Genomic DNA, 24789 nt, shown 5'->3' on the forward strand with positions numbered 1-24789 from the left:
ATGCGCTGGTGGTGCGAAGTGCTGCGTCGTCGGATTCGGGATGGCCGAGCGCGTCCCCGCGCGTGCGGGAGCTGTTCCGCCGGGGCGCGGAGATCGCGTTGAACCCGCACGCCGCGTGGGTCGAGGAGCTGCACGCGGCCGCTCTGGGCGGTGCGCGGGTGCGGCTGGTCGCCGAGGACCCCGTGCTGGCCGCGGCGACCCGTCGGGCCAACCTCGCGAACCTGCTGCACTGGGCGGCGGCCAACGTCCAGAACCCCGGCCGCCGGGTTCCGCCCAACACCCACTCCGAACTGCTCGACACGGCTCGCGACCTGGTGCGGCGCGGCCTGGACGAGACCGCGCTGGACTCCTACCGGACCGGGCAGAACGTCGCGTGGCGGCGCTGGATCGAGATCTGCTTCGGACTCACCGACGATCCGCAGGAGCTGCGCGAACTCCTCGACATCTCGGCGGTGTCGATCGGCACGTTCATCGACGACACCATCGCCGCGGTCAGCGAACGCATGCAGCACGAACGCGACGAGCTCACCCGCGGTGCGCACGCCGAACGCCGGGCCGCGGTGACGCTGCTGCTGGAGGGTGCGCCGATCGGGCAGGCGCGGGCCGAGAGCAGACTCGGCTACCGGCTCGCCGGACCGCACACCGCGGTCATCCTCTGGAGCGGCGCGGGAGGGTCCGATCAGGTCGAGGCCGCCGCCGAGGCGGTGACGCGCGCGGCCGGCGCCGACCAGCGGCTGACCGTCATCGCCAGCGCGGCGGCGATGTGGGTGTGGCTGCCGGTCGCCACCGCGCCGCCCGCAGCGGAGCTCGCGGCGCGCCTCGCAGGCCACCCCGAGGTGCGCGTCGCGGTCGGCCGCCCGGGCAGGGGCGTCGAAGGCTTCCGGCGCAGTCACCTCGACGCCGCGACGACCCAGCGCATGGTCGCCCGGCTCACCTCGCCGCAGCAGGTGGCCCGCTACCAGGACGTGCAGCTGGTCTCGTTGCTGACCAGCGAACCCACCCAGACCGACGAATTCCTCGCCGACACCCTCGGCGACCTCCAGCACGCCGACGCCGACACCCGCACCGCCGTGCTGACCTACGTCCGCGAGCTCGGCAGCACGACCCGCACGGCCGAACGGCTCTACACCCACCGCAACACGGTCCTCCGCCGCCTCTCGCGGGCCGACGAGCTGCTCCCGCGCCCGCTCGCCGAGAACGCGCTCGCGGTGGCGGCCGCGCTGGAGACCCTCCACTGGAGCGGCACCCGGTAGGCGGCTCAGGGGACGCGGCCGACTCCGGTGGCGAGCTCGTGCACCCGTCCTCCCGGGATGGGCGAGCGCAGCGGCGGGCTGGTCCCGCCCGCGCCCGAGCGCAGACCGCGCACGAAGTCCGACACCGCGGTGGTGGAGCTGTGCCGAGGCGACCAGCCGAGCTCTTCCCGGGCGCGGCTGGTGTCCATCACCGGCAACCGGATGAACGCCTCGAACAGGTGCGGTGACGCGGGAACCAGGTGCAGGTGCCAGGCCGCCGACAGCGCGGTGCGCACCAGCTGAGGGGGGACCGTGACCGGACGGGCCTGGAACAGGTCCGCCAGAGCGCTGGTGTCGATGACCGGGTCCGCCGCGACGTTGAAGGCACCGCCGTTCCCGGACCGGATGGCGAGCCGGTAGGCCTCGCCGACGTCGTCGCTGTGGATCGCTTGGAAGCGAAGGCCGGCCGGGATCGGCAGCGCAGGCAGGAGCTCGGGCCGCACGAGCGCGTTGGGCAGGAACGGCCCGATGAACAGGCGCCTCTGCTGCGTGGCGGACTCGGTCTTGAAGCAGAACGCGGTGCGCATCCGCGTGACGCCGATGTTCGGGTGGCGCTGCTCGAATCCGTCGAGGTAGCGCTCCAGGTAGGCCTTCTCGGCGCTGTAGGCGGCGTTGGGCCACCCGTGGGTCGGCCAGCTCTCGTTGACCGGCCGTCCGGCAGGGCCCGGTGAGTAGGCGGCGACCGAGGAGGCGTAGACGATGCTGCGCACACCGGCGGCAGCGGCTGCCTCGAACACCCGGATGCTCCCGAGCACGTTGTTGCGCCACGTCACCACGGGATCGTGCGTGGGCTGGAACAACCAGGCGAGGTGGACCACGGTGTCCGCCGAGGTGAACCGCCCGACGAGGTCGTCCTCGCGGATGTCGGTGCGCTCCCAGGCGATTCCGGTGCCGAGCTCCGCAGGTTCGCGGCGCGAGAGCGCCGTGATCGATTCCACCCCGGAGTCCCCGCGCAGCGCTTCCACGACGCTGGTCCCGATGTTGCCGGTGGCGCCGACGATCGCGACTCGCCGGGCGCTCGCGGACGCTGCCATGAGTCCTCCTGGGATCGGGTGCGAACGCTCCCCAGTCGGTTTCCCCGCATCCTGCGGTGCAAACTCGCGCCCGCCTCCCGGCCACGTTTGGACCGCAGGGCTACCGGAAAGACGGTGTGGTGCGACCAACCGAGGAGGTGGCTGTGAAGGCGTTGACCTGGCACGGACCGCGAGATGTGCGGATCGAGGACGTGCCCGACCCCGAGCTGGAGGCCGGCACGGACGCGATCATCCGCGTGACCAGCAGCGGGCTCTGCGGTTCCGACCTGCACCTCTACGAGGTGCTGGCGCCCTTCCTCGATCCCGGCGACGTCCTCGGCCACGAACCGATGGGCGTGGTGGAGGAAACCGGGTCGGCGGTGCAGCACATCGCACCCGGGGACCGCGTGGTCGTCCCGTTCAACATCTCCTGCGGGCACTGCTGGATGTGCGACCGCGGTCTGTTCGCCCAGTGCGAGACCACCCAGGTGCGCGAGCAGGGCAGCGGGGCCGCGCTGTTCGGCTACACCAAGCTCTACGGCAGCGTTCCCGGTGGCCAGGCCGAGTACCTGCGCGTCCCGCAAGCCCAGTTCGGGCCGATCAAGGTCCCGGAAGGCCCGCCCGACGAGCAGTTCCTCTTCCTCTCGGACGTGCTGCCCACCGCCTGGCAGGCCGTGGAGTACGCCGAGGTCCCCGAGGGCGGCACGGTGGCCGTGTTCGGGCTCGGCCCTATCGGGCAGATGGCCGCGCGGATCGCCCAGCACCGCGGGTTCCGCGCCCTCGGCGTCGACCGCGTCCCGGAACGGCTGAACATGGCCCAGCGCCACGGGGTTCGCACGATCGACGCCGCGCAGGAGGACGACGTCCCGGGCGCGGTGCGCGAACTGACCGACGGCCGGGGCGCGGACTCGGTGATCGACGCCGTCGGCATGGAGGCGCACGGCTCACCGGTCGCCGAGCTGGGGCAGAAGGTCGCGGGTGTCCTGCCCGATTCCGTCGCCGAACCGCTGATGTCGAAGGCCGGCGTGGACCGGCTTTCCGCGCTGCACCAGTGCATCGACAGCGTCCGCCGTGCGGGCACGATCTCGCTCAGCGGCGTCTACGGCGGGATGGCCGACCCGATGCCCATGCTCACCCTCTTCGACAAGGGCGTTCGGCTCGCGATGGGTCAGGCGCACGTGAAGCGGTGGATCCCGGACCTGCTGCCGCTCGTCGGCCACGAGTCCGACCCGCTCGGCATCCGGGACCTCACCACCCACCGCCTCCCGCTGGGGGACGCGCCGCAGGCCTACGACACCTTCCAGCGCAAGGAGGACGGCGCCATCAAGATGGTCTTCGAGCCCTGAGCGATGAGCGCTTCCCGGACGGGCGGCACCGCCTTCCGGCTCAGGCCTCGTCGAGGGTGAAGGGGAGGAGTTCGATGCACCGGTCGAACTTCCCGCGCAGGTCCTCCTCGTCCTCGGCTCCGAGGTAGACGGCGAACAGCTCGTAGCTGTAGCTGTCCTGGGCGGGCAGTTCCGAGAGCCGATGCCCGGGCTCGGCGATGATGTCCACCGTTGCGCCCGGGACCTCCTCCCGGACTCGCGCGAGGTCGGCCTCGGACGGCGTCGCGGTGACGAACGCGTCCTGGAAGACGCGCTGGAACCACTTCGCCGCGACCCGCTGCCGGCCTCCGCGATCCGGCAAGGTCGGCTTCTCGCCGACGGACAGCTGCACCATCGCCTGGTGGTTGGGCAAGCCGTCGACGAGCTCGAAGAGCGGAGCGTGCGACTGCGACAGCCTGGGATTGATCTCCAGGACGTTGAGCGCGTCGCTCTCGGTGTCCCAGAAGAACTCGATGTTGAAGGTCGAGTCGTCGAGTCCGATGTGCTCGATCACGTCCTGGCTGATCTGGGTGGCCCGGTTCTGCACCTGTTCCGGCACCCCGCTCGGGTACTGGAAGCGCAGGAAGCTGGAGGTGTCCGGGTAGCACACCGAGTCCACGATGCCGTAGACGTGCGCGCGCCCGCCGTGCACGTAGCCCTCGGTGGTGATCTGCTCGCCCCGGACGGTTTCCTCGGCCAGGCAGGCCATTCCGCCGGTCTCCTCGATCTCCGGGGGCAGCTCCAGCTTCGACAGCAGGAAGTCGAAGGCACGTCCGACATCACCGATGCCGTCGCGGATGTCGGCGACCCTGGCGCGCAGCTCCTCGCTGTCGTTGGCCTTGAACGCCAGGTCGGACGAGTAGGACTTCACCGGCTTGAGCCACACCGGGAACCGCATGCCGGGAGGGGTTTCCGGGTTGTCCAGATCGACGATCGCGAAAGAGGGGTGGGCGTCGGTGACCTCGCGCTGGACCAAACGGCTCCAGAACTTGTGCTCGCACTTGACCACGGCTTCCAGGCTCGGTCCCGGCAGGCCGTTCTGGGTGGCGAGGATCGGCACCATCGAGCTCACCGGGAAGTCCCAGTAGCCGACGATCGCGTGGACCGGCTCCGGGAAGTTCTCGATCCGTTCCTGCGCATCGGCCAGCAGCTGCTCCAGCCCGGTGTCGCCGTACATCAGGGTCTCCTTGTCCAGGAGCGGGTGGAGCCGGTACGGCGCGAGGTGCTCGAGCTCCTGCATCAGGGCGAAGTTGCGCTCGTCGGGTCCCAGCAAGAAGACGTTCTTCGGCTGCTCAGTTCCACCACGTTCCATACCCGGTTCCATACCCGGATCCACGATCGTCAACCACACGATCGCCGATCAGGCTCGTCACACCACCGCCATGAGGCGGGGGCGATCGCGTCCACTGCGTGGCCCCGGTCTCGTGCGGACTCGGCTGATCGGCGTCCTGTTCGCCGTCGACCCGGCTTTCCCGCTGCTGCACCGGGGGAGTGCTCGACCCGGTGAGTGGCGAGACCCGCCCCGGCTGAGGGATCGAACGATCGGTTTGGCACCCGGTGATCCGGGTAGGCGGAGTGGGGACGACGCCTACACGGACGATCGGAGTGTGCGGCAATGGCCGAGAAGGTGGCCGACTACCTGCTGCGACGCCTGCGGACCTGGGGTGTGGAGCACGTCTTCGCCTACCCGGGTGACGGCATCAACGGGATCCTCGCTGCGTGGGAACGGGCGGACGACGACCCGCGGTTCATCCAGGCCCGGCACGAGGAGCTCGCCGCGTTCGAAGCGGTGGGCTACGCGAAGTTCTCCGGCGAGGTCGGGGTCTGCGCGGCGACCGGCGGGCCGGGTGCGATCCACCTGCTCAACGGGCTCTACGACGCCAAGCTCGACCACGTGCCCGTGGTGGCGATCGTCGGGCAGCAAGCGAGCACTTCGCTGGGCGGCGCCTACCAGCAGGAGGTGGACCTGTCCTCGTTGTACAAGGACGTCGCCGAGTACGTGCAGTTCGTGTCCACCCCGGAACAGCTGCCGAACGCGCTGGACCGCGCGATGCGCACGTCCTGCGCGCGCCGCACCGTCACCGCGCTCATCATCCCGAACGACGTGCAGGAGCTGGACTACTCACCGCCGACGCACGCGTTCAAGATGATCCCGTCCAGCGTCGGGATCTCCGAGGCGGTCACGACGCCGGCCGAGGAGGACCTGGACCGCGCCGCCGAGGTGCTCAACTCCGGCGAGCGGGTGGCGATCATGGTGGGTCAGGGCGCGCGGAAGGCGGCCGGCGAGGTCACCGCGGTGGCCGACGCGCTCGGCGCCGGGGTGTCGAAGGCGTTGCTGGGCAAGGACGTGCTGCCCGACGACCTGCCGTGGGCGACGGGAGCATCGGGTCTGCTGGGCACGCGGCCGTCGTGGGAGCTGATGCGCGACTGCGACACGCTGCTGATGATCGGCGCGAGCTTCCCCTACAGCCAGTTCCTGCCGGAGTTCGAGCAAGCCCGGGCCGTGCAGATCGACATCGATCCGACGATGATCGGGATGCGTTATCCGTTCGAGGTGAACCTGCTCGGCGACGCGAAGGCGACCTTGTCGGCCCTGCTGCCCCGCCTGCGTCGCAAGGAGGACCGCTCGTGGCGGGAGAAGGTCGAGCGCGGCGTGAGCGACTGGTGGGAGCTCATGGAGCGCCGGGCCGGGGTCGAGGCCGAACCGCTCAACCCGGAGCGGGTGTTCCACGAGCTCTCGCCTCAGCTGCCGGATGACGCCATCATCACCGCGGACTCCGGTTCGGCCGCCAACTGGTACGCCCGGCACCTGCGCGTGCGCGGCGACATCCGCTGCTCGCTGTCGGGCACCCTGGCGACCATGGGGTCCGGCGCGCCGTACGCCACGGGCGCGAAGTTCGCCCACCCGGATCGGCCGGTGATCGCTCTGGTCGGCGATGGTGCGATGCAGATGAACGGCATCAACGAGCTCATCACCATCGGGCAGCACTGGCGCGAGTGGGAGGACCCGCGCGTGGTGGTCGGCGTGCTCAACAACGGCGACCTCAACCAGGTCACCTGGGAGATGCGCGCCCTCAACGGGGCTCCGCAGTTCATCCCCTCGCAACGACTTCCCGGTTTCGACTACGCGGAGTTCGCGCGCAACGCGGGTTTCCGCAGCATCCGTGTCGCCGATCCGGACAGCGTCGCCGACGCCTGGACGGAGGCGTTGCGCAGCGACCGTCCCTGCCTGGTCGAGTTCGTCACCGACCCGACCGTGCCACCGATCCCGCCGCAGGCGGATTGGAGCCAGGTCGAGTCGATGGCCGAGGCGATGCTCAAGGGTGATCCCGAGGCGTGGTCGGTGGTCAAGGAGGGCGTGAAGTCCAAGGCTCAGGACTACCTCCCGGGCCGGGGCTGACAGCGCGGCCGTAGAACGAAAGCCGCCGCCGGTGGGGATGACCGGCGGCGGCTTTCGAGGTCGGTGTGGGGCTTCGCGAATCAGCGGTGCCTGTGCGGTCCCGATTCCGGCGGAACGCGCGGGCCCGTGTGGAGCAGGCGGTTGGCCCTCCCGGTGCGCCGCGCCGGAGGCACGTCGTTCGCGGAGGCCTCGTTCTTCGGCTTCATCGGGTTGTGCTGCGCGACCTCGTCGCGCATCCGCTGCGTCAGCTGGCGGAGCTTGTCAACGGCCATGGTGCTTCCTCCTCGTCGTGGCTCTTGCGCTCCCGCCCCTCGGGTTGGCAGCGGTGGCGGAGGTCAAACTCGCAACCGGAGTCGGACTTCTCACTTGCGCGGGCGGCGCGGGCGGCTGAAACCCCTTGCCCCAGCGAGAGGAACCTCAGCTCCCGGCGGCTTCGCGCAAGGCGGGCAGGAGCTTCTCGCGGGCGAAACCGAAGAAGCCGGCGGGATCTTCGTCCACACCGACCTGGACCAGGGCGACGTCGGTGAATCCCGCGCGCCAGTACGTCTTCATCGACTCGACGATCGGTTCGACGTCCGGCCCGCAGGGGATCGCGGCCGTCACGTCCTCGAGCCGCACGTGCTGGGTGGCGGCCGCGAAGCCCGCGGTTCCCGGGAGCTCGGCGTTGACCTTCCAGCCACCGGCGAACCAGCGGAACTGCGCCAACGCGCGCTTGGCGGCCGCATCGGACGAGGGGTCCCAGCAGATCGGTTGCTGGCCGTACTTGCGCTGGCCCCCACCGGTCGCCGCGTCCCAGCCCTGGCAGAGCGCTTCCTCCGGTTGAACGGCGATCATCGCGTCGGAATGCGGTGCGAAGCGCTGCACCGACTGGTCGCCCGAGACAGCGGTGCCGATCGGGACCCGCTGGTCCGGCAAGTCCCACAGCTTCGCCGAATCGACCCGGTAATGATCGCCGGTGAAGTTCACGTAACCGCCATCGAAGAGCGAGGAGATGATGCGGAGCGACTCCTCGAGCATCTCGTGGCGCACGTTCACCGGTGGCCAGCCCTGCCCGATGACGTGCTCGTTGAGGTTCTCACCCGCGCCGACACCCAGCGTGAACCGGTCTTCCGACAGCAGGCCGATGGTGGCGGCCTTCTGGGCGACGACGGCGGGGTGATAGCGCATGATCGGCGCGGTGACGAAGCTCAGCAGATCCATCCGCTCCGTCGCCTGCGTGACGGCCCCCAGCACGCTCCACGCGTACGGCGAGTGCGCCTGCTCGTCCAGCCACGGCGAGTAGTGGTCGCTCATGACGGCGAAGTCGAACCCGGCGCGCTCAGCGGCGGCGGCGTGCTTGACCAGCTCGCGCGGCCCCGATTGCTCGGTCATCAGCGTGTACCCGAACCGAACCATGCTCCTGACCTCCACCGATGTCGGGTTGAAGCTCATCGGAGCCTCGGGCCGCCGTGAGCTCCGGACAGTCCTGTTCCGCGAGTAACCGCTGAGCCGCGTGGTGAAACGTGTGCCGGTCGGCGCATGACCCCAGCGGGAGGTGGGTAGGGCAGCGGGTGAGGCCCGAACACCAGCTTCAACGCATGGGAGGACGCGTGCGCGAGGTCGACGAGCTGCCCTGCGAGATCAAGCAGGAGGAGGAGATCTGGATCCCGTTGGCGGACGGGACCCGGTTGGCCGGGCGGATCTGGCGGCCGGTCTCCTCCGACACCGAGCCGGTGCCCGCGGTGCTGGAGTTCATCCCGTACCGGCAGCGCGATCTCACCTCGCTGCGGGACTCGATCCACCACCCCTACCTCGCCGGCCACGGCTACGCCTGCGCGCGCGTGGACCTCCGCGGCAGCGGGGATTCGGACGGCGTGCTCACCGACGAGTACCTGGAGCAGGAGCTCTCGGACGCTGAGGAAGTGCTGGCCTGGCTGGCGGACCAGTCCTGGTGCACCGGTCGCACCGGCATGATGGGCATCTCCTGGGGCGGTTTCAACGCCTTGCAGGTCGCGGCCCGCAGGCCTCAGAGCCTCGGCGCCATCGCCGCGCTGTGCTGCGCCGACGACCGCTACGCCGACGACGTGCACTACATGGGCGGATGCCTGCTCAGCGACAACCTGTCCTGGGCGAGCACCATGTTCGCCGAAACCACCTGCCCGCCCGACCCGGCGGTCGTCGGCGACCGCTGGGAGGAGATGTGGCGCGAACGGCTGGCCGACAGCGGGTTGTGGATCGACACCTGGCTGCGTCACCAGCGCCGGGACGACTTCTGGCGGCACGGTTCGATCTGCGAGGACTTCAGCGCGGTCGAATGCCCGGTGATGGCCGTCAGCGGCTGGGCGGACGGCTACTCCAACGCCGTCTTCCGGCTGATGCAGAACCTCGACGTCCCCCGGCGGGGGTTGATCGGTCCGTGGTCGCACAAGTACCCCCACCTGGGCCAGCCCGGCCCGGCGATCGGTTTCCTGCAGGAGCTCGTGCGCTGGTGGGACCACTGGCTCAAGGACGCCGACAACGGCGCGATGGACGGTCCGATGCTGTGCACCTGGATGCAGGAGAGCATGCCGCCGTCGACCAGCTACGAGGAGCGGCCTGGTCGCTGGGTGGGCGAGCCGTCGTGGCCGTCACCGCACGTGGAGCGGACCCGGTTCCCGCTCGCCCAGAACAGGATCGCGCAGCAGGGGGAGCAACACCGCGGACCGCCGCTGAGGGTGGCCTCGCCGCTGTCGGTCGGCCAGTACGGCGGGAAGTGGTGCTCCTACAACGCACCTCCGGACCTGCCCTACGACCAGCGGGAGGAGGACGGCGGTTCGCTGGTCTTCGACACCGAGCCGCTGGACGAGCGCTGCGAGATCCTCGGCGGACCGGTGCTCGACGCGATGGTCGAAGTGGACCGCCCGGTGGCGATGCTGGCCGCTCGGCTCTCCGACGTCCATCCTGACGGGCAGGCCACTCGGGTCACCTACGGCCTGCTCAACCTCACCCACCGCAACGGCGACGCCGAGCCCGAGCTGCTGGTGCCCGGGGAGCGGTACCGGGTGCGGTTGCGGCTCAACGGTGTGGCGCAGGCCTTCCCGGAGGGCCACCGGATCCGGCTGGCACTGTCCACTTCGTACTGGCCGTTGGCGTGGCCGCCGCCGGAACCCGTTCAGCTGACGGTGCATTCGGCCGACAGCGAGCTGGAACTGCCGATCCGGCCCTGCGCGGAGGCAGACGAGCTGCCTACTCCGCTGTTCGGTGAGCCCGAGGGTGCCCCGCCCGCTCCGGCCAAGCAGATCACGCCGGGCGAGCAGCGCTGGCGGGTGGGCAGGGACCTGGTCGACTACCGCTCGTCGCTCGAGGTGATCAAGGATCTCGGGCTGGTGCGATTCGAGAACATCGACCTGGACGTCTACCGGCGCGCTACCGAGCTCTACAGCTGGGTGGGGGAGGACTTCGACTCGGTGCGCGGCGACATCGAGTGGACCATGCGGTTCACCCGCGGCGATTGGTCGGCGCTGGTCAGCACTCGGACGGCGTTGACCACGTCGGCCACCGAGTTCCGCCTGCACGCCGAGCTCGACGCCCACTTGGATGGGGAGCGGGTGTTCTCCAAGAACTGGGACCGCCGGATACCGCGAGATCACGTGTGAGAGGCCGGGAACGAACTTCCGCGCCGGGAAGATTTCCTCCCCGGCGCGGAAGTCCTCACTGGCGCTGGTGGGGCTCGCCCGCTGAGCGGGGCCCGTTGCGGCCGACCGCGAACCTCGGCGGCTCAGCTCGCGATGCGCAGCAGGCCTCTGCGTTCCTGCTCGCCGAGTCCACCCCACACGCCGTAGGGCTCGTGCGCCTTCAGCGCGTGCTCGCGGCACTGCGCCATGACGGGGCAGCGCCGGCAGACCGCCTTGGCCTGGCGTTCGCGCTGCGCTCGCCGGTTGCCGCGTTCGTTGTCCGGGTGGAAGAACCGGCTCGCCCGCAGGTCCCGGCACGCAGCGTGGAGCTGCCAGTGCCAGGACTCGATGTTGGGTTGGGGAAGCCGTTGCGTGGCGGTCATGCGCACCCCCGAGTTCGAGCGGGTTGATCATCCGGTCGATCATCGGAATACCCGAGCGGGATGCGGTTCACACGAGTTCGCAGCAGATTTCTCGCACTGCGTCAGCCTGGGAGCGGCTCGCCGCGGTCGGAGCGAGCGGTGTCCCAGCGCATCAGCACGCGGGTGCCGTCCTCGCCGGAGGTCACCACGGCTTCGTCTGCCAGGCGGTGGATCAGCGGAAGACCGCGTCTGCGTTCCGCGGCGCTCTTGCTCGGCGTCTGCCACGAGCCGTGATCGGTGATGGTCACCTCCACGGCTTCCTCCCGCAACGCGGCCTCGACGTCGAGTGGTCCCGGGGCCCCGTCGTAGGCGTGCTCGACCGCGTTCGCCATCGCCTCGTAGCTGGCCAGTGCCAGCGAATCGATGACCCTGTCGTTGAGCCCGGCGGAGCGTGCCCACTGGTCGAGTTCGTCGCGCAGCACCGGCAGGACGTCGGCCGAGGCCGGCACGCGCTGGCGATGCAGGTTCGCGACGACCTCGCGGTCCGCGTCCGGCCCACCGGATTGACCGGGTGCCATAGGTGGTTCCTAACGGGTGTGCTTCAACCGCGTGTCAATTCTTAGGGTCGCCGCTGGGAACCTTTCACAAACCCGCTGTTCCGGCGAGAGCGCCGTCGCGGTCGGCGAAGACGTCGAATTCCTGGTCCAGACCCATGAGCTGGATCGGGCGGAGCGTCGCGGGATTGGCGGCCACGACGCGGAAGGTCGCCCCGGCGGCCTCGGAATTGCGGTGCGCGCGCATCAGCACGGCCAGGCCCGCCGAGGACAAGAAGGTCACGTCCGTGATGTCGGCGACGAGCACGTCCGGCTTCTCGGCCAGCGCCTGGTCCAGAGCGGACTCGAAGTGAGGTGAGTTGACGAGCTCGATCTCTCCGGCCGCGGTGACGAAGAGTGTGCGCCCCGACCACTCTTTCACCGTGTTGAACGGCATCGGGTGTTCGTTGATGTCGGAAGCCATCACCCCATGATGACTTCCGCGACCACCGCTGGCAAAGCAAGTGCCTTGGCGTGGCGGTTAGGCTGAGGCCATGAATGCTTCTGCGGAGACATCCGCCGAGGAGCGTTTGCGACGCATCGAACTGGTCACGGACACCTCGCTCGCCCATCTCGACGTCCACGACCTGCTGGACGAGGCCCTGGCTCGGGTCCGCGAGGTCCTGGGCGCCGACATGGCCGCCGTGCTGATGCTCGATCCGGGTGGCGAGGAGTTGATCGCCACCGGATCCGTCGGCATCGAGGACGAGGTCCAGCGCGGAGTTCGCGTACCGGTCGGCGGCGAGTTCGCCAGCGCCGTGCTGGGTGCCGACCACGCCGTGGTGTTCGGCCGGGGCGATGACGTGATGGTCAGCGGGTTCTTGCAGAGGAAGGGCATTCGCGCCCTGGCAGGAGCCCCCATGGTTTCCGGCGGGGACGCGGTGGGGGTCCTGTGCGTGGGCACGTTCGACGACCGCGAGTTCGCCGACGAAGACGTGGAGCTGCTGCGCTTCGCCGCTGACCGGATGGCCTCGATCTCGCAGGTGGGATCGTCGCGGGCGGAGCGGATCGCTGCCACAGTGCTGCAGCACAGCCTGCTGCCGAGCCGGTTGCCGCAGGTCGAGGGCCTGTCGATGGACGGTCGCTACCTCGCCGGCGCCGACCACGGGATCGGCGGTGACTGGTACGACGTCTTCGAGCTGCCCTCCGGACGGGTCGGCATCGTGATCGGGGACGTCGTCGGCCACGGTCTGCTCGCCGCCGTGGTGATGGGACGACTGCGCAGTGCCCTGCGCGCCTACGCGCTCGACGAGGATGATCCTGCGCGGGTGCTGCACAAGCTCGACCGCAAGGTCGCCCACTTCGAGCCCGACGCCATGGCCACCGTGGCCTTCGCGCTCTACGAGCCGGAAACCGCCAGTCTGGAGATCTCGCTCGCCGGGCACATACCGCCTGTGCTGACCACCCCGGAGGCCAGTGGCGAGTTGACGAAGGTGCCCGTCGACCCACCGGTCGGCGTGGCGGTCTCCCCGCGCGAACGACGGTCCACCACCATCGACCTTCCCGAGGGCTCGGTGCTGTGCCTGTTCACCGACGGGCTCGTCGAGCGCCGCAAGCAACCGATCGACACCGGCCTCGAGGCGTTGTGCGAAGCCGTCGAGCGCGCGCCCGCCCACTCGGTCTGCACCTCGGTGATGGAGCGCCTCGTCAAGTCCGCTTCGCCCAGCGACGACGTCACGCTCCTCGTGCTCAGCAGGTGCGCCTAGAGGGTGTTGATGGGTTGTTTTGCGTGGTGGTGCCGGTGGCGGAAACCCCCGAAGGGGAATGCACAGCGGCTTCGTGGACTCCGTGCGCCGCTCCTTGAGTATGCCGCTTACCCCGGGGTGGACATAAGCGTCCCGGCGTACTCGCCACGAAGGCGCTCAGAACCCGCGGCGGTGCGGGCTGAGTCCCACACCTGAAACGGCGGCTCTGCCGCATTCCTCAACAGCCTTTAGCTGCCCAGCTCCACTTCTTCGTTGATCTCTTGCTGGTTCTCGTAGGTGCGGTCGGGAACGATGCGCACCGCGCGCAGCACTTCGCTGTCGGCACCTCGCTCCTCGGCGAGGTCGACGAGCTCCTTCTTGCTCACCGGGTAATGCACCTCCCGCAGGAACGGCTGCACGTGCTCGGGATCTGGTGGGTGGGTCATCGCCGGTCACCTCCTCGCCATCTCGGGGCTTCACGCTGGTTTCCCCGGATGCGGCGCGCTCAATCACCCACGAGGGCGGAAACCTGGTTGGTCGCGTGCTCGGCTTCGGGCAGCGCCTGCAAGATCCAGCCGTGGAACATCCCGGGGTACTCCTCGTAGTCGATGTCGGATCCGTGCGCGTGGATCCGCTCGCGCAATCGCCGCGAGTCGGTCAGCAGCACGTCGCGGGTACCGGTGAAGACGCTCATCGGCGCCAGCCCGCTCAGATCGCCGAACAGCGGGCTCACCCGGGGATCGCGCGGGTCGAGACCGCGCGTGTAGAGGCGGGCGGCCTCGCGCAGGCCGGGCGCGCTGAGGAACGGGTCGTTCGATTCCCGCTCGGCGATGGCGGGGTGCGACGTCGTGAGGTCGAGCCAGGGCGCGAACAGCACCAGCCGCCTCGGTTGCGGCCGGCGGAGGCGCTTGAGCCGCTGAGCGATGTAGAGCGTCAGCCCGCCGCCCGCGGAATCACCCATGATGATCTGGTCCTGAGCCGGAATCCCGTTCAGGACCTGCTGGTAGCACTCCCAGATCATGGTCAGCGTGTCCTCGTAGGTGTGCGCGGGGGCCAGCGGGTAGATCGGGACGGTGACCACCGACCCGGTCGCGTCGATGAGCCGGGCGAGGAACCTCCAGTGCGCGTGCTCGACCTGGTGCACGTAGGCGCCGCCGTGCAGGTACAGGATGTGCTGGGAGTTCTCCGGTTCGTGCGGGTGCAGGGTGAAGCAGCGGTGCCCGAGCACGTCGGACTCCTCGACGCGGAAGCGCCGGTAGACCCAGCCCGGCACCTGAACGCTCTCGGCCTCGTGACTCTCCGCACTCGCGCGCAACTTCGCGAGATCGGCGAAGATTCGCTTGCGCCGCGTGATCCAGTACTGGGCGATCACCACCCGCGCCTGCCAGCTCACCACGCCGGGAACCTCCTCTCGTGGGGATCCGCCCATCGCTCCGCGGGTACCCGCCCGCAACGCGGGTCAAACGGGACTGGAGCGGCAGGTGGACGGTGAATCTCCACTTGGGACCGTGAAACGCACTGGCGAAGAACGGTTCTCACGGCAGGTGCCGGCGCACATCGTCGGCGAGGTGCCGGCGGGTTACGGGCGATGTGCACCGGAGTGGGGGAATCGCTGGGCAGAGTGCCCCTGGATGGCGGGTGTGCGGCTGATCACCCTGGGTTCCCTGTCGAGAACTGCGGGAGCCGCGATGGGTGATGGAGTGACGAGTCCGGCCGGTTCCGGTCCGCTCAGCGAGACCGGCCGACTGTTCCTGCACGCCGTGGACGTCGCGAAGGCGGTGTTCGCCCGGCCGTTCCAGTGGCGCGAGTTCATCCAGCAGTCCTGGTTCGTCGCCAGCGTGACCATCGTGCCCACGGCACTGGTGTCGATCCCGTTCGGGGCGGTCATCGCGCTCCAACTCGGGTCGCTGACCAAGCAGATCGGTGCCCAGTCGTTCACCGGCGCCTCCAGCGTGCTGGCCATCATCCAGCAGGCCAGCCCGCTGATCACCGCGCTGCTCATCGCCGGTGCGGGCGGTTCGGCGATCTGCGCCGACCTGGGCGCCCGCTCCATCCGCGAGGAGATCGCCGCGATGGAAACCCTGGGCGTCTCGCCGATCCACCGGCTGGTCGTGCCGCGCGTGCTCGCGGCCATGCTCGTCGCCACGCTCCTCAACGGCGTGGTCAGCGTCGTGGGAGTGCTCGGCGGGTACTTCTTCAACGTCATCATGCAGGGCGGCACGCCCGGCGCCTACATGGCCAGCTTCAACGGCCTGGCGCAGCTGCCCGACCTGTGGATCGGCGAGATCAAGGCGGTGATCTTCGGGTTCATCGCCGGGGTGGTCGCCGCGCACCGCGGGCTGAACCCGGCGCCGGGACCGAAGGGCGTCGGGGACGCGGTGAACCAGGCGGTGGTCATCTCGTTCATGCTGCTGTTCCTGGTGAACGTGGTGCTCACCGCGATCTACCTGCAGCTCGTCCCGCCGAAGGGGATGTGAGCCGTGGCCCAGGCGACCGGCCGCGCGCGGCGGCTCCTCAACGGACCGCTGAGGGTGCTCGACACCTCCGGCGATCAGGCGATGTTCTACCTGCGGGCGATCGCGTGGGCACCGCGCACGCTGCGCCGCTACGCCAAGGAGGTGCTGCGGCTGCTGGCGGAGGTCACCTTCGGCAGCGGGGCGCTGGCGGTGCTCGGCGGCACCATCGGGGTCATGGTGGGCATGACCCTGTTCACCGGAACCGTCGTCGGCATGCAGGGCTACACCGCGCTCAACCAGCTCGGCACGGCCAGCTTCACCGGTTTCGTCTCCGCCTACTTCAACACCCGCGAGGTGGCGCCGCTGGTGGCCGGTCTGGCGCTGTCGGCGACGGTGGGTTGCGGGTTCACCGCGCAGCTGGGCGCGATGCGCATCTCGGAGGAGATCGACGCGCTGGAAGTCATGGCGGTGCGCAGCGTTCCGTTCCTGGTGACCACGCGCGTGCTCGCCGGGCTCGGTGCGGTGATCCCGCTGTACGTGATCGGGCTGATGTCGTCGTACCTGGCTTCGCGGGTCATCACCGTCTACTTCTACGGCCAGTCAGCGGGCACCTACGACCACTACTTCCACCTGTTCCTGCCGCCGGAGGACGTGCTGTTCTCCTTCGGGAAGGTGCTGCTGTTCAGCCTGATGATCGTCCTGGTGCACTGCTACTACGGTTTCCGGGCCGCCGGAGGGCCCGCCGGGGTCGGTAGCGCGGTGGGCCGGGCGGTGCGAACCGCGATCATCTCGCTCAACGTCCTGGACTTCTTCCTCAGCCTCGCGATCTGGGGCGCGACCACGACCGTGCGGATCGCCGGATGAGGCCGGGGGAGCGGGCCGAGACGTTGCGCCGCCGGGTGGTCGGCGCGGTGTTCATCAGCGTGATCGTGCTGTTCCTGGCCTCGACGGTCGCTGCGTACCAGAAGGTCTTCACGCCGGCGGTGAACGTGCTGCTGCGCACCGACCGGGTCGGCAACCAGCTGCTGCCGCCTTCCGACGTGAAGGTGCGCGGCCTGGTCGTCGGCGAGGTGCGCCGGGTGAGCGCGACCGCGAGCGGGGCCGACCTGGAGCTGGCGCTGCAGCCCGACAAGACCCACCTCATCCCCGCCGGGGTCACCGCGCGCCTGCTGCCGAAGACCCTCTTCGGCGAGCGCTACGTCAGCCTCGTCCTGCCGCCGGTCCCGTCGCGGGAGTCGCTGCGCGAGGACGACGTGATCGAGCAGGACCGCAGCCATGCTTCGATCGAGCTGGAGAAGGTGCTCAGCGACCTGATGCCGGTGCTGCGGGCGGTCCGGCCGGACAAGCTCGCCACCACGCTCAACACCGTTTCGATGGCCCTGGACGGCCGGGGCGAGCAGCTGGGAGAGACGCTGGTGGCCACCAACCGCTACCTGGAGCAGTTCAACCCGGTGCTGCCCGAGCTCAAGGGCAACATCCAGGCGTTGGCCGACGTCTCCCACCTCTACGCCGACACCACGCCCGAGCTGACGAATGCGTTGCGCGACCTGGCGGTCAACCACCGGACCGTCGCCGACAACCGCGCGGGCCTCGATCGGCTCTACCGCACGGTGACGACCGCGGCAGGCGATCTCGACGGTTTCCTGCGCGCCAACGCGGAGAACATCATCGGCCTCAACGCCGCGAGCCGCGAGCAACTGCGGCTGCTGGCGCGCTACTCGCCCGAATACCCCTGCCTGTTCGACGATCTCGCCGATTCGGTGCCCAGGCTCGACCAGGTCGCGGGCAAGGGGACCGACACACCCGGCGTGATCCGGTTACGGGTGGAGATCAGCGACGGCGGCGACAAGTACCTGCCCGGGCACGACGAGCCGAGCTGGCAGGACAGGCGCGGACCTCGCTGCTACGACCAGGTCCCGATGCCCGCCGACCTGCCCGGCGGAGGGCCGCCGCGCGACGGTTCGACGCACCCGCCGCAGCGCGAGGAGCGCACGCCACCGGCCTCGACCGCTCCGAGCTCGTTCACCGGTCCCGCGGGTTCGATGCAGCACTCACCACCAGAACGACGCCTGATCGCAGCGCTGCTCTCGCCCGCGACCCGGCTGCGGCCCGACGAGGTCCCGGACTGGAGCACGTTGCTGGTCGGCCCCTTGTACCGCGGAGCGGAGGTGGAACTGGGATGAGATCGCTCAGACCCTCGCTGACCAAGCTGGTCGTGTTCGTCGCGGTAACGCTGCTGGCGACCGGGTTGCTCGGCGTCACCATCGCCAACACGAGCTTCGGCCCCACCACGGGTTATTCGGCTCGGTTCACCGACGTCACCGGGCTCAACGAGGGCGACGACGTGCGCATCGCCGGGGTGAAGGTCGGCCAGGTGCGGTCGATCGAGATCGCCGAGAAGCGGCAGGCGCACGTGGAGTTCGCGCTCTACGGCGACCGCTCGCTACCCGCCACGACGACCGCGTCGATCAAGTACCGCAACCTGATCGGCCAGCGCTACGTCTCCGTCGAGAGGGGCGAGGGGACTCGCGAGATGCTGTCGGAGGGGGCGACGATCCCGATCGAGCGCACCCGGCCTGCGCTGAACCTGACGGTGCTGTTCAACGGTTTCAAACCGCTGCTGCAGGCGCTCTCGCCCGAAGACGTCAACAAGCTCTCGCACGCCATCATCCAAACCCTGCAAGGAGAAGGCGGCACCGTGCAGAGCCTGCTGGCCCACATCGGATCGCTGACCCAGACCCTGGCCTCGCGGGACCAGGTGATCGGCGAGGTCATCACCAACCTCAACGACGTGCTGGGCGCGGTCGGCAGCCGCAACGCTCAGCTGGACGAGGTGCTGGTCCAAACCCAGCAGGTCGTCTCCGGCCTGGCGGCAGACCGGGACCAGATCGGTTCCGCGGTCGAAGGGCTCGGCCAGGTCAACGACGCCACCGCCGGGCTGCTGGCCGAAGGCAGGCAGCCGCTGCGCGAGAGCGTCGAGCACCTCGGCGTGCTCGCGCGCAACCTCGACGGCCACCGGGAGCTCGTGGAGCGGTTCGCCGCGGGTCTGCCGACCAAGCTGAACACGATCAACCGCACCGCCAGCTACGGCTCGTGGTTCAACTACTTCCTGTGCCGGACCTCGGGGCAGGTGCGCATCTCCGACCTCGGCGTGACCGTGCCGCTGCCGACCACGCCCCCCGACCAGATGCCCGCGAGGTGCCGATGATCGAGCGGTTGAGACGACGCGATCCGGCCGCCGCCGGGGTGGTCGGGCTGGTGCTGATCACCGCGATCTCGCTGCTGGCCTTCTACTTCGAGGACCTGCCGGTCGTCGGCGGCACCACCTACCGGGCGCAGTTCACCGAAGCGGCCGGGCTCAAACCCGACGACGAGGTCCGCATCGCCGGGGTCAAGGCGGGCAGGGTGACCGACATGTCGTTGCGCGGCAAGCACGTCGAGGTCGCCTTCCGCGTCGACGACGCCTGGGTCGGCGACCGCACCACCGCCTCGATCGAGATCAAGACGCTGCTCGGCCAGAAGTACCTGTCGCTGGATCCGCAGGGGGAGCGGGAGCAGGAGTCGTCGACCTCGATCCCCGCCGACCGCACCCGCTCGCCCTACGACGTCACCGAGGCGTTCCAGGACCTCGGTCGCACCTCCGGGGAGGTCGACACCGGTGCCCTCGCGCAGAGCTTCCAGACCATGGCCGACACCTTCCGCGGCACCCCGGCGCACATCGGCGAGGCGCTGCGGGGGCTCTCGTCGTTCTCGCAGGTCATCTCCAGCCGTGACGCGCAGCTCAAGCAGCTGCTCGGCCACACCCGCGAGGTCAGCCAGGTTCTCGGCGACCGCGACGAGGTCTTCGCCGAGCTGCTCGCGGACGGGAACCTGCTGATGGAGGAGATCCGCTTCCGCCGCGAAGCGATCAGCACCCTGCTGCGCAGCACCCGGCAGCTCTCCGAGCAGCTGCGCGGGCTCGTCGCCGACAACCACGCTCAGCTGCGGCCCGCGCTGGCCACCCTGGAACGGGTCACCGAGGTGCTGCACCGCAACCAGGACAACCTCAGCAGGGGACTGCAGAACCTGGCGCCGTTCGCGCGCTACTTCAGCAACACCGTCGGCAACGGGCGCTGGTTCGACAGCTACGTGTGCGGCCAGTTCCCGCCCGTGCTGGGAGCCGGCCCGGTGACGTCCAACGAGGAAGGCTGCCGGCCGCCGATCGAGGGCGGCGCCGGTTCGGGAGGCCCGCGATGAGAGCACGCGTGGTGGCGATCGCGATGGCGGTGGCGCTGCTGGTCACCGGCGGGACCTGGTGGGCGGTGGCGGTCGCCGCGCGCACCTCGGTGACCGCCTACTTCGGCGCGACTGTCGGGTTGTTCCCCGGGTCGGACGTGCGGGTGCTGGGCATGCGGGTCGGCTCGGTGACCGAGGTCGTTCCCGAGGGGACCGAGGTGCGGGTCGAGATGCGCATCGACGACGGCACGCCGATCCCCGCCGAGGCCAAGGCGGTCGCGGTGGCGCCGAGCTTGGTCAGCGACCGGTACGTGCAGTTCACCCCCGTCCACGAAGGCGGGCCGGAGCTGGCCGACGGGGCCGTGATCCCGCGCGAGCGCACCGCGACGCCGCTGGAGCTCGACGAGATCAACCGCAACACCGACCGCACCATGCGGATGCTCGGCCCCGACGGTGCCAACCGCGACGGGGCGCTGTCGGATTTCCTCGACGTGCAGGCCGCCAACCTGGGCGGGCACGGTGCGCAGCTCAACGACATGCTGCGGCAACTCGGCAAGGCCACCAGCACGCTGTCGGGGTCCAAGGAGGACCTCTTCGCCACCGTCGACGACCTGCAGCTGTTCAACCGCACGCTCGCCGACAACGACCAGCAGGTGCACCGGTTCAACAGCCAGCTCGCCGACACCGCCGGATTCCTGGCCTCGGAACGCGGCGAACTCGGTGCGGCGCTGCGGGAACTCGGTCCCGCGCTGTCGGACACCGCCGGGTTCATCCGCGACAACCGCGCCGTCCTGCGGACCAACGTGGACCACCTGCGGGCCGTGACGCAGGTGCTCGTCGAGCAGCGAGCAGCGCTGGAGGAGGTCACCGACCTGGCACCGCTGGGCCTGTCGAACCTCGCCAACACCTACGACGCGTCGGCCGGGGTCACCCGGACCCGGGGCAACATCAACGAGCTGACCCACCCACCCATCGTCATCGTCTGCAAGCTGCTGCGGCAGTCGCCCCCGGACCGCCCCGTGCCGCCCGTGCTCGCCGACGCCTGCAACCGCATCGAACCGGTCGTCACCGGAGCGATCCCGCTGCCGTCCCCGGCCGAGGCGCTGTCCTCGCTGGAGCACGGGAACGCGCCGGACATCCCGCTGCCGCTGGTCGACGCCATGCGCGACACCGGTTCGCCCTACCCGGGAGGGGGTCGTTGATGCGGATCGCCTTGGCGCTGCTGAGCTTCCTGCTGGTCGCGGGATGCGGCCAGCACGGGTTCACCGGCATGTACAACGCGCCGCTGCCCGGCGGTGCCGACCTCGGCGACGACCCGTACCGGGTGACCGCGCAGCTCGCCGACGTGCTGGACCTGGTGCCGCAGGCGGGCGTGAAGGTCAACGACGTCGCCGTCGGCCGGGTCTCCGGCATCCGGCTCGCCCCCGACGGGTGGACCGCCGAGGTCACCCTGGAGATCAACCGCGACGTGCGGCTGCCCGCGAGCGCAGTCGCCCAGCTGCGCCAGTCCAGTCTGCTCGGTGAGAAGTACGTCCAGCTCGACGGTTCCACGACGCCCGGATCGGCGCTGCTGTCCGACGGCGACCACATCCCGTTGTCCCGCACGAATCGGCACCCGCAGGTCGAGGAGGTGCTGGGTGCGCTGTCGATGCTGCTCAACGGCGGTGGCATCGGGCAGCTCCAGCAGATCAACCAGGAACTCGGCGCGGCCCTGTCCGGCAACGAGGCCGACATCCGCTCGCTGCACCGGAACCTGGAGGTCTTCACCCGGGAACTCGACGGCCAGCGCGACGAGATCACCCGCGCCATCGACGGCCTCAACCGGCTCGCCGCCTCGCTGGTCGGGCAGAAGCAGAACATCGTCTTCGCGCTGGACAACCTCGGCCCGGGCCTGAAGGTCATCAACGAGCAGCGCGGGCAGCTGGTGGCCATGCTCCAGCAGATGGACCGGCTCTCCGAGATCGCCGTCGAGACGACGGAGCGCAGTAAGCAGGACACCCTGGCCAACCTGCGCTCGCTGAGCCCCGTCCTGCGACAGCTCGCGGCGGCGGGTGAGGACATCCCCAAGTCGCTGGAAATCCTGGTCACCTTCCCCTTCACCGACTACACGGCGAACGCGATCAAGGGCGACTACACCAACCTCGACCTGCAACTGGACCTCGACCTGAGCACCGTCGTCGACAACGTGCTGCAGGGACGTCCGCCGCCCACCGGCGGCATCGGGCCCGGCGAGCCGCCCCTGCCGCTCCCTGCTCCCGCCACGCCCGCGCCGGGAGCGCCGCCGCCACCGAGGCCGGGCGGGCCGTTCGACGCGGTGCTCGGAGGTGCCCGATGATCTCGAAGCGGGTCAAGGTGCAGATCGGCGCGTTCGTGCTGATCGCGCTGGTCGGCATCACCTACGTCGGTGCCACCTACGCCGGGCTGGACCGGCTGGTGTCCTCGCGCGGCTACACCGCCATCGCCCGGTTCCGGGACTCCGGCGGCATCTTCACCAACGCCGAGGTCACCTACCGGGGACTGCCGATCGGCCGGGTCGGGCCGCTACGCCTGACGCCCGAGGGCATCGACGTGTCGCTGGAGATCGAGGACGACGCGCCGAAGGTCCCGGCCGATACCGACGCGGTGGTCACCAACCGGTCGGCGGTGGGTGAGCAGTACGTCGATCTCCGGCCGAGATCCGACGGCGGCCCGCACCTGGGCGAGGGCTCTGTGATCAGCAGCGACCGCACGTCCATCCCGGTGCCACCGGAGGACCTGCTGGCCAACATGGACCGCACGATCAGCAGCATCCCGATCGGCTCGCTGCAGACCGTGGTGGCCGAGCTGGACCTGGCCTTCACCGGTCTCAACGGGCCGCTCGGCGCACTGCTGAACGACTCCCACGCCTACACCCGGCACGCCACCGATCACCTGCCGCAGACGCTGGACCTGATCACCAGCGGCCGGACGGTGCTGGAGACCCAGCGGGAGCACGGCGCCGAGATCGCGTCCTTCAGCCACGACCTGCACCTCTTCGCCGGTCAGCTGCGGGCCTCCGACCCCGACTTTCGCCGGGTGATCGGTGCGGCACCCGACGCAGCCGAGCAGGTCAGCGCCTTGCTGCGGGAATCAGGGCCGCAACTGGGCGAGCTGTTTGCGAACCTGCTGACCACCGCCGAGGTCTACCGCACCCGGCTCGACGGGGTGGAGCAGCTGCTGGTCACCTACCCGAGCTTGGCGCAGGGCACCAAGACCACGGTCCCCGGCGACGGCCGGGCCCGCTTCGGCCTGGTTCTGCAGAGCTTCGACCCGTTCGTCTGCACGCGCGGTTACGAGAGCACGCACCAGCGCCCGGGCAACGACCTCACCGAGGCCCCGGCGAACGGTGGGGCGCACTGCGCGGAACCTCCCGGCAGCCCCACCAACGTGCGAGGTTCGGCACGAGCGGGAGATCCCGGTCCGAACTGATCGGGAAAGCGGAGGTTGATCATGCGGTATTCCAGCCAAAACCGCACCGCGACGGGGACTTCCGCGAATCGGTTGGTCTGGGGCATAGTGCCCCCGTGACTCGGTCGTGGCCCTGTCCGACCGCTCGGGTCCGGGAGTTGATCCGGACCGGGGCGGAGAAGGCGTTGAGACCGCCCGCGGCGTGGGCGGAGGAGCTGCACGCCGCGGTGCTGGACGCCGACCGGACGCAGGCCATCGCCGCCGACCCCGTGCTGGCCGACGGGCTGCGGCAGACCAACGTGGACAACGTCCTGCACTGGGCCGCGGCCAACGTCCAGGAACCCGGCTGCCGCGTTCCGCCGCACCTCGGCACCCAAGCCCTCGACACCGCGCGCGACCTGGTCCGGCGCGGTTTGGACGCCCACGCGCTCGACACCTACCGGGCCGGGCAGAACGTCGCCTGGCGGTTCTGGATGGAGATCTGCTTCTCGCTGACCTCCGATCCGGACGAGCTGCGCGAACTCCTCGACGTCACCGCGCTGTCGATCTCCACCTACGTCAACGACACCATCACAGGTATCAGCGAGCGGATGCAGGACGAGCTCGACACGCTCCTGCGCGGCACGAACGCCGACCGCCGCGCGGCGGTCACGCTCATCCTCGAGGGGTCCCCGATCAGCGCGAACCGCGCCGAGCTCAAGCTCGGGTACGGGCTGACCGGCCCGCACACGGCCGCCGTGGTGTGGAGCACCGCCCACGCCGGCCTGGACGAACTGGAGTCCGTCGCGGAAGAGCTCGTCCGACTCACCGGCGCCCGCCGCCGGCTGACCGTGGTGGCCACTGCCGGGACCCTGTGGATCTGGCTGCCGGTGGGGACCACGGCGGACATCGAGAGGCTGTCCGCCGAGCTGAGCTCCCACTCGCACGTGCGGGTGTCGATCGGTCGCCCGGGCAGGGACGTGGACGGTTTCCGCCGGAGCCACATCGACGCGCTGACGGTCCAGCGGATGCTGGCCCGGCTCAGCTCGTGCCGCCAGGTCGCCCGCTACGAGGACGTTCAGCTGGTGGCGCTGATGACGGCCGACCCCGCGCACGCCGACGAGTTCGTCGCCGAAGTGCTCGGGGCGCTGCGGGACGCCGACCCGGAGGTGCGCCGGGTGGTGCGCACCTACATCCGCGCGCAGTGCAACGCCTCCCGCACCGCCGAAACCCTCTACACCCACCGCAACACCGTGCTGCGCAGGCTGGCGCGGGCGGACGAGCTGCTGCCGCGCCCGGTGGCGGAGGACGTCGTCGGCGTCGGCGCCGCGCTGGAAGTGCTGCGGTGGCGCGGCGCCGACGCCTGACGCCA

Annotated in this window: 23 protein-coding genes; 14 read left to right on the forward strand and 9 right to left on the reverse strand. The window is 70.0% G+C overall.

The genetic code is table 11. From position 1 onward, the window contains the following. Window positions 1-8 precede the first annotated feature (8 nt). The gene (locus tag FHU35_RS10320; protein ID WP_145738284.1) at window positions 9-1253 is read left to right on the forward strand and encodes a PucR family transcriptional regulator; all 1245 of its coding nucleotides are present in this window, start codon (window positions 9-11) and stop codon (window positions 1251-1253) included. 5 nt (window positions 1254-1258) lie between these two features. Here FHU35_RS10320 and FHU35_RS10325 read toward each other — a convergent pair whose 3' ends face one another. Then, a complete protein-coding gene (locus tag FHU35_RS10325; RefSeq protein WP_145738285.1) occupies window positions 1259-2326 on the reverse strand; it encodes an NAD-dependent epimerase/dehydratase family protein in 1068 nt (355 codons plus the stop codon). 143 nt (window positions 2327-2469) lie between these two features. On the opposite strand from FHU35_RS10325, the gene FHU35_RS10330 reads away from it, so the two are divergent. Continuing rightward, complete coding sequence (locus FHU35_RS10330; RefSeq protein WP_145738286.1) at window positions 2470-3651, forward strand: zinc-dependent alcohol dehydrogenase; 1182 nt, start codon at window positions 2470-2472, stop codon at window positions 3649-3651. Window positions 3652-3691: 40 nt separating this feature from the next. Here FHU35_RS10330 and FHU35_RS10335 read toward each other — a convergent pair whose 3' ends face one another. Continuing rightward, on the reverse strand, window positions 3692-4981 hold the full coding sequence (locus FHU35_RS10335) for an ATP-grasp domain-containing protein (protein ID WP_186459363.1): 1290 nt from the start codon (window positions 4979-4981) through the stop codon (window positions 3692-3694). Between the two features lie 303 nt (window positions 4982-5284). On the opposite strand from FHU35_RS10335, the gene FHU35_RS10340 reads away from it, so the two are divergent. Continuing rightward, window positions 5285-7069, forward strand: coding sequence for a thiamine pyrophosphate-requiring protein (locus tag FHU35_RS10340; protein WP_145738287.1), 1785 nt, complete (start codon window positions 5285-5287; stop codon window positions 7067-7069). An 80-nt stretch (window positions 7070-7149) separates the two neighbouring features. Here FHU35_RS10340 and FHU35_RS10345 read toward each other — a convergent pair whose 3' ends face one another. Beyond that, on the reverse strand, window positions 7150-7341 hold the full coding sequence (locus tag FHU35_RS10345) for a hypothetical protein (protein WP_145738288.1): 192 nt from the start codon (window positions 7339-7341) through the stop codon (window positions 7150-7152). Between the two features lie 145 nt (window positions 7342-7486). Further along, window positions 7487-8464, reverse strand: coding sequence for a TIGR03557 family F420-dependent LLM class oxidoreductase (locus tag FHU35_RS10350; protein ID WP_145738289.1), 978 nt, complete (start codon window positions 8462-8464; stop codon window positions 7487-7489). 194 nt (window positions 8465-8658) lie between these two features. Here FHU35_RS10350 and FHU35_RS10355 point away from each other — a divergent pair, with 194 nt between their 5' ends. Then, window positions 8659-10683 (forward strand): CocE/NonD family hydrolase, encoded by a 2025-nt coding sequence (locus FHU35_RS10355; RefSeq protein ID WP_145739865.1) that lies wholly within the window; start codon window positions 8659-8661, stop codon window positions 10681-10683. A 122-nt stretch (window positions 10684-10805) separates the two neighbouring features. Here the strand turns inward: FHU35_RS10355 and FHU35_RS10360 are convergent, their stop codons facing one another. The 3 genes from FHU35_RS10360 to FHU35_RS10370 all read right to left on the reverse strand — a co-directional run bounded on the left by FHU35_RS10360 (window position 10806) and on the right by FHU35_RS10370 (window position 12080). Then, the gene (locus tag FHU35_RS10360; protein ID WP_145738290.1) at window positions 10806-11084 is read right to left on the reverse strand and encodes a WhiB family transcriptional regulator; all 279 of its coding nucleotides are present in this window, start codon (window positions 11082-11084) and stop codon (window positions 10806-10808) included. A 101-nt stretch (window positions 11085-11185) separates the two neighbouring features. Continuing rightward, window positions 11186-11641 (reverse strand): ATP-binding protein, encoded by a 456-nt coding sequence (locus FHU35_RS10365; RefSeq protein WP_145738291.1) that lies wholly within the window; start codon window positions 11639-11641, stop codon window positions 11186-11188. A gap of 64 nt (window positions 11642-11705) precedes the next feature. Then, window positions 11706-12080 (reverse strand): STAS domain-containing protein, encoded by a 375-nt coding sequence (locus FHU35_RS10370; RefSeq protein ID WP_145738292.1) that lies wholly within the window; start codon window positions 12078-12080, stop codon window positions 11706-11708. A 70-nt stretch (window positions 12081-12150) separates the two neighbouring features. Between FHU35_RS10370 and FHU35_RS10375 the strand changes: the two genes are divergently transcribed. Next, window positions 12151-13362 carry a PP2C family protein-serine/threonine phosphatase gene (locus tag FHU35_RS10375; protein ID WP_145738293.1) on the forward strand — a complete coding sequence of 404 codons (1212 nt, stop codon included), beginning with the start codon at window positions 12151-12153 and terminating at the stop codon, window positions 13360-13362. 227 nt (window positions 13363-13589) lie between these two features. Here FHU35_RS10375 and FHU35_RS10380 read toward each other — a convergent pair whose 3' ends face one another. Both FHU35_RS10380 and FHU35_RS10385 read right to left on the reverse strand, forming a co-directional pair. Next, on the reverse strand, window positions 13590-13787 hold the full coding sequence (locus FHU35_RS10380) for a DUF2795 domain-containing protein (protein WP_145738294.1): 198 nt from the start codon (window positions 13785-13787) through the stop codon (window positions 13590-13592). Between the two features lie 59 nt (window positions 13788-13846). Continuing rightward, complete coding sequence (locus FHU35_RS10385; protein WP_145738295.1) at window positions 13847-14737, reverse strand: alpha/beta hydrolase; 891 nt, start codon at window positions 14735-14737, stop codon at window positions 13847-13849. A 292-nt stretch (window positions 14738-15029) separates the two neighbouring features. Here FHU35_RS10385 and FHU35_RS10390 point away from each other — a divergent pair, with 292 nt between their 5' ends. The 9 genes from FHU35_RS10390 (at window position 15030) to FHU35_RS10430 (ending at window position 24784) form a co-directional block, all read left to right on the forward strand. Continuing rightward, entirely contained in the window at window positions 15030-15818 is a 789-nt protein-coding gene (locus tag FHU35_RS10390) for an MlaE family ABC transporter permease (RefSeq protein WP_145738296.1), read from the forward strand. A 3-nt stretch (window positions 15819-15821) separates the two neighbouring features. Then, complete coding sequence (locus tag FHU35_RS10395; protein ID WP_246110220.1) at window positions 15822-16661, forward strand: MlaE family ABC transporter permease; 840 nt, start codon at window positions 15822-15824, stop codon at window positions 16659-16661. Beyond that, on the forward strand, window positions 16658-17980 hold the full coding sequence (locus FHU35_RS10400) for an MCE family protein (protein WP_145738297.1): 1323 nt from the start codon (window positions 16658-16660) through the stop codon (window positions 17978-17980). The genes FHU35_RS10395 and FHU35_RS10400 overlap by 4 nt, the downstream gene beginning before the upstream one ends. Continuing rightward, entirely contained in the window at window positions 17977-19005 is a 1029-nt protein-coding gene (locus FHU35_RS10405) for an MCE family protein (RefSeq protein ID WP_145738298.1), read from the forward strand. Before FHU35_RS10400 ends, FHU35_RS10405 begins: the two co-directional genes overlap by 4 nt. Then, window positions 19005-20033: an MCE family protein gene (locus tag FHU35_RS10410; protein ID WP_425474136.1), complete on the forward strand. Its 1029-nt coding sequence runs from the start codon at window positions 19005-19007 to the stop codon at window positions 20031-20033. The genes FHU35_RS10405 and FHU35_RS10410 overlap by 1 nt, the downstream gene beginning before the upstream one ends. Beyond that, a complete protein-coding gene (locus tag FHU35_RS10415; RefSeq protein ID WP_145738300.1) occupies window positions 20030-21214 on the forward strand; it encodes an MCE family protein in 1185 nt (394 codons plus the stop codon). Before FHU35_RS10410 ends, FHU35_RS10415 begins: the two co-directional genes overlap by 4 nt. Beyond that, window positions 21214-22347: an MCE family protein gene (locus tag FHU35_RS10420; protein ID WP_145738301.1), complete on the forward strand. Its 1134-nt coding sequence runs from the start codon at window positions 21214-21216 to the stop codon at window positions 22345-22347. The genes FHU35_RS10415 and FHU35_RS10420 overlap by 1 nt, the downstream gene beginning before the upstream one ends. After that, window positions 22344-23459, forward strand: coding sequence for an MlaD family protein (locus FHU35_RS10425; RefSeq protein ID WP_145738302.1), 1116 nt, complete (start codon window positions 22344-22346; stop codon window positions 23457-23459). Before FHU35_RS10420 ends, FHU35_RS10425 begins: the two co-directional genes overlap by 4 nt. A gap of 95 nt (window positions 23460-23554) precedes the next feature. Next, window positions 23555-24784 (forward strand): PucR family transcriptional regulator, encoded by a 1230-nt coding sequence (locus tag FHU35_RS10430; protein ID WP_145738303.1) that lies wholly within the window; start codon window positions 23555-23557, stop codon window positions 24782-24784. The last annotated feature ends 5 nt before the right edge of the window (window positions 24785-24789 follow it).

The sequence above is a fragment of the Saccharopolyspora dendranthemae genome (genome assembly GCF_007829955.1).
In the GTDB taxonomy this organism is placed as follows: Bacteria; Actinomycetota; Actinomycetes; order Mycobacteriales; family Pseudonocardiaceae; genus Saccharopolyspora; species Saccharopolyspora dendranthemae.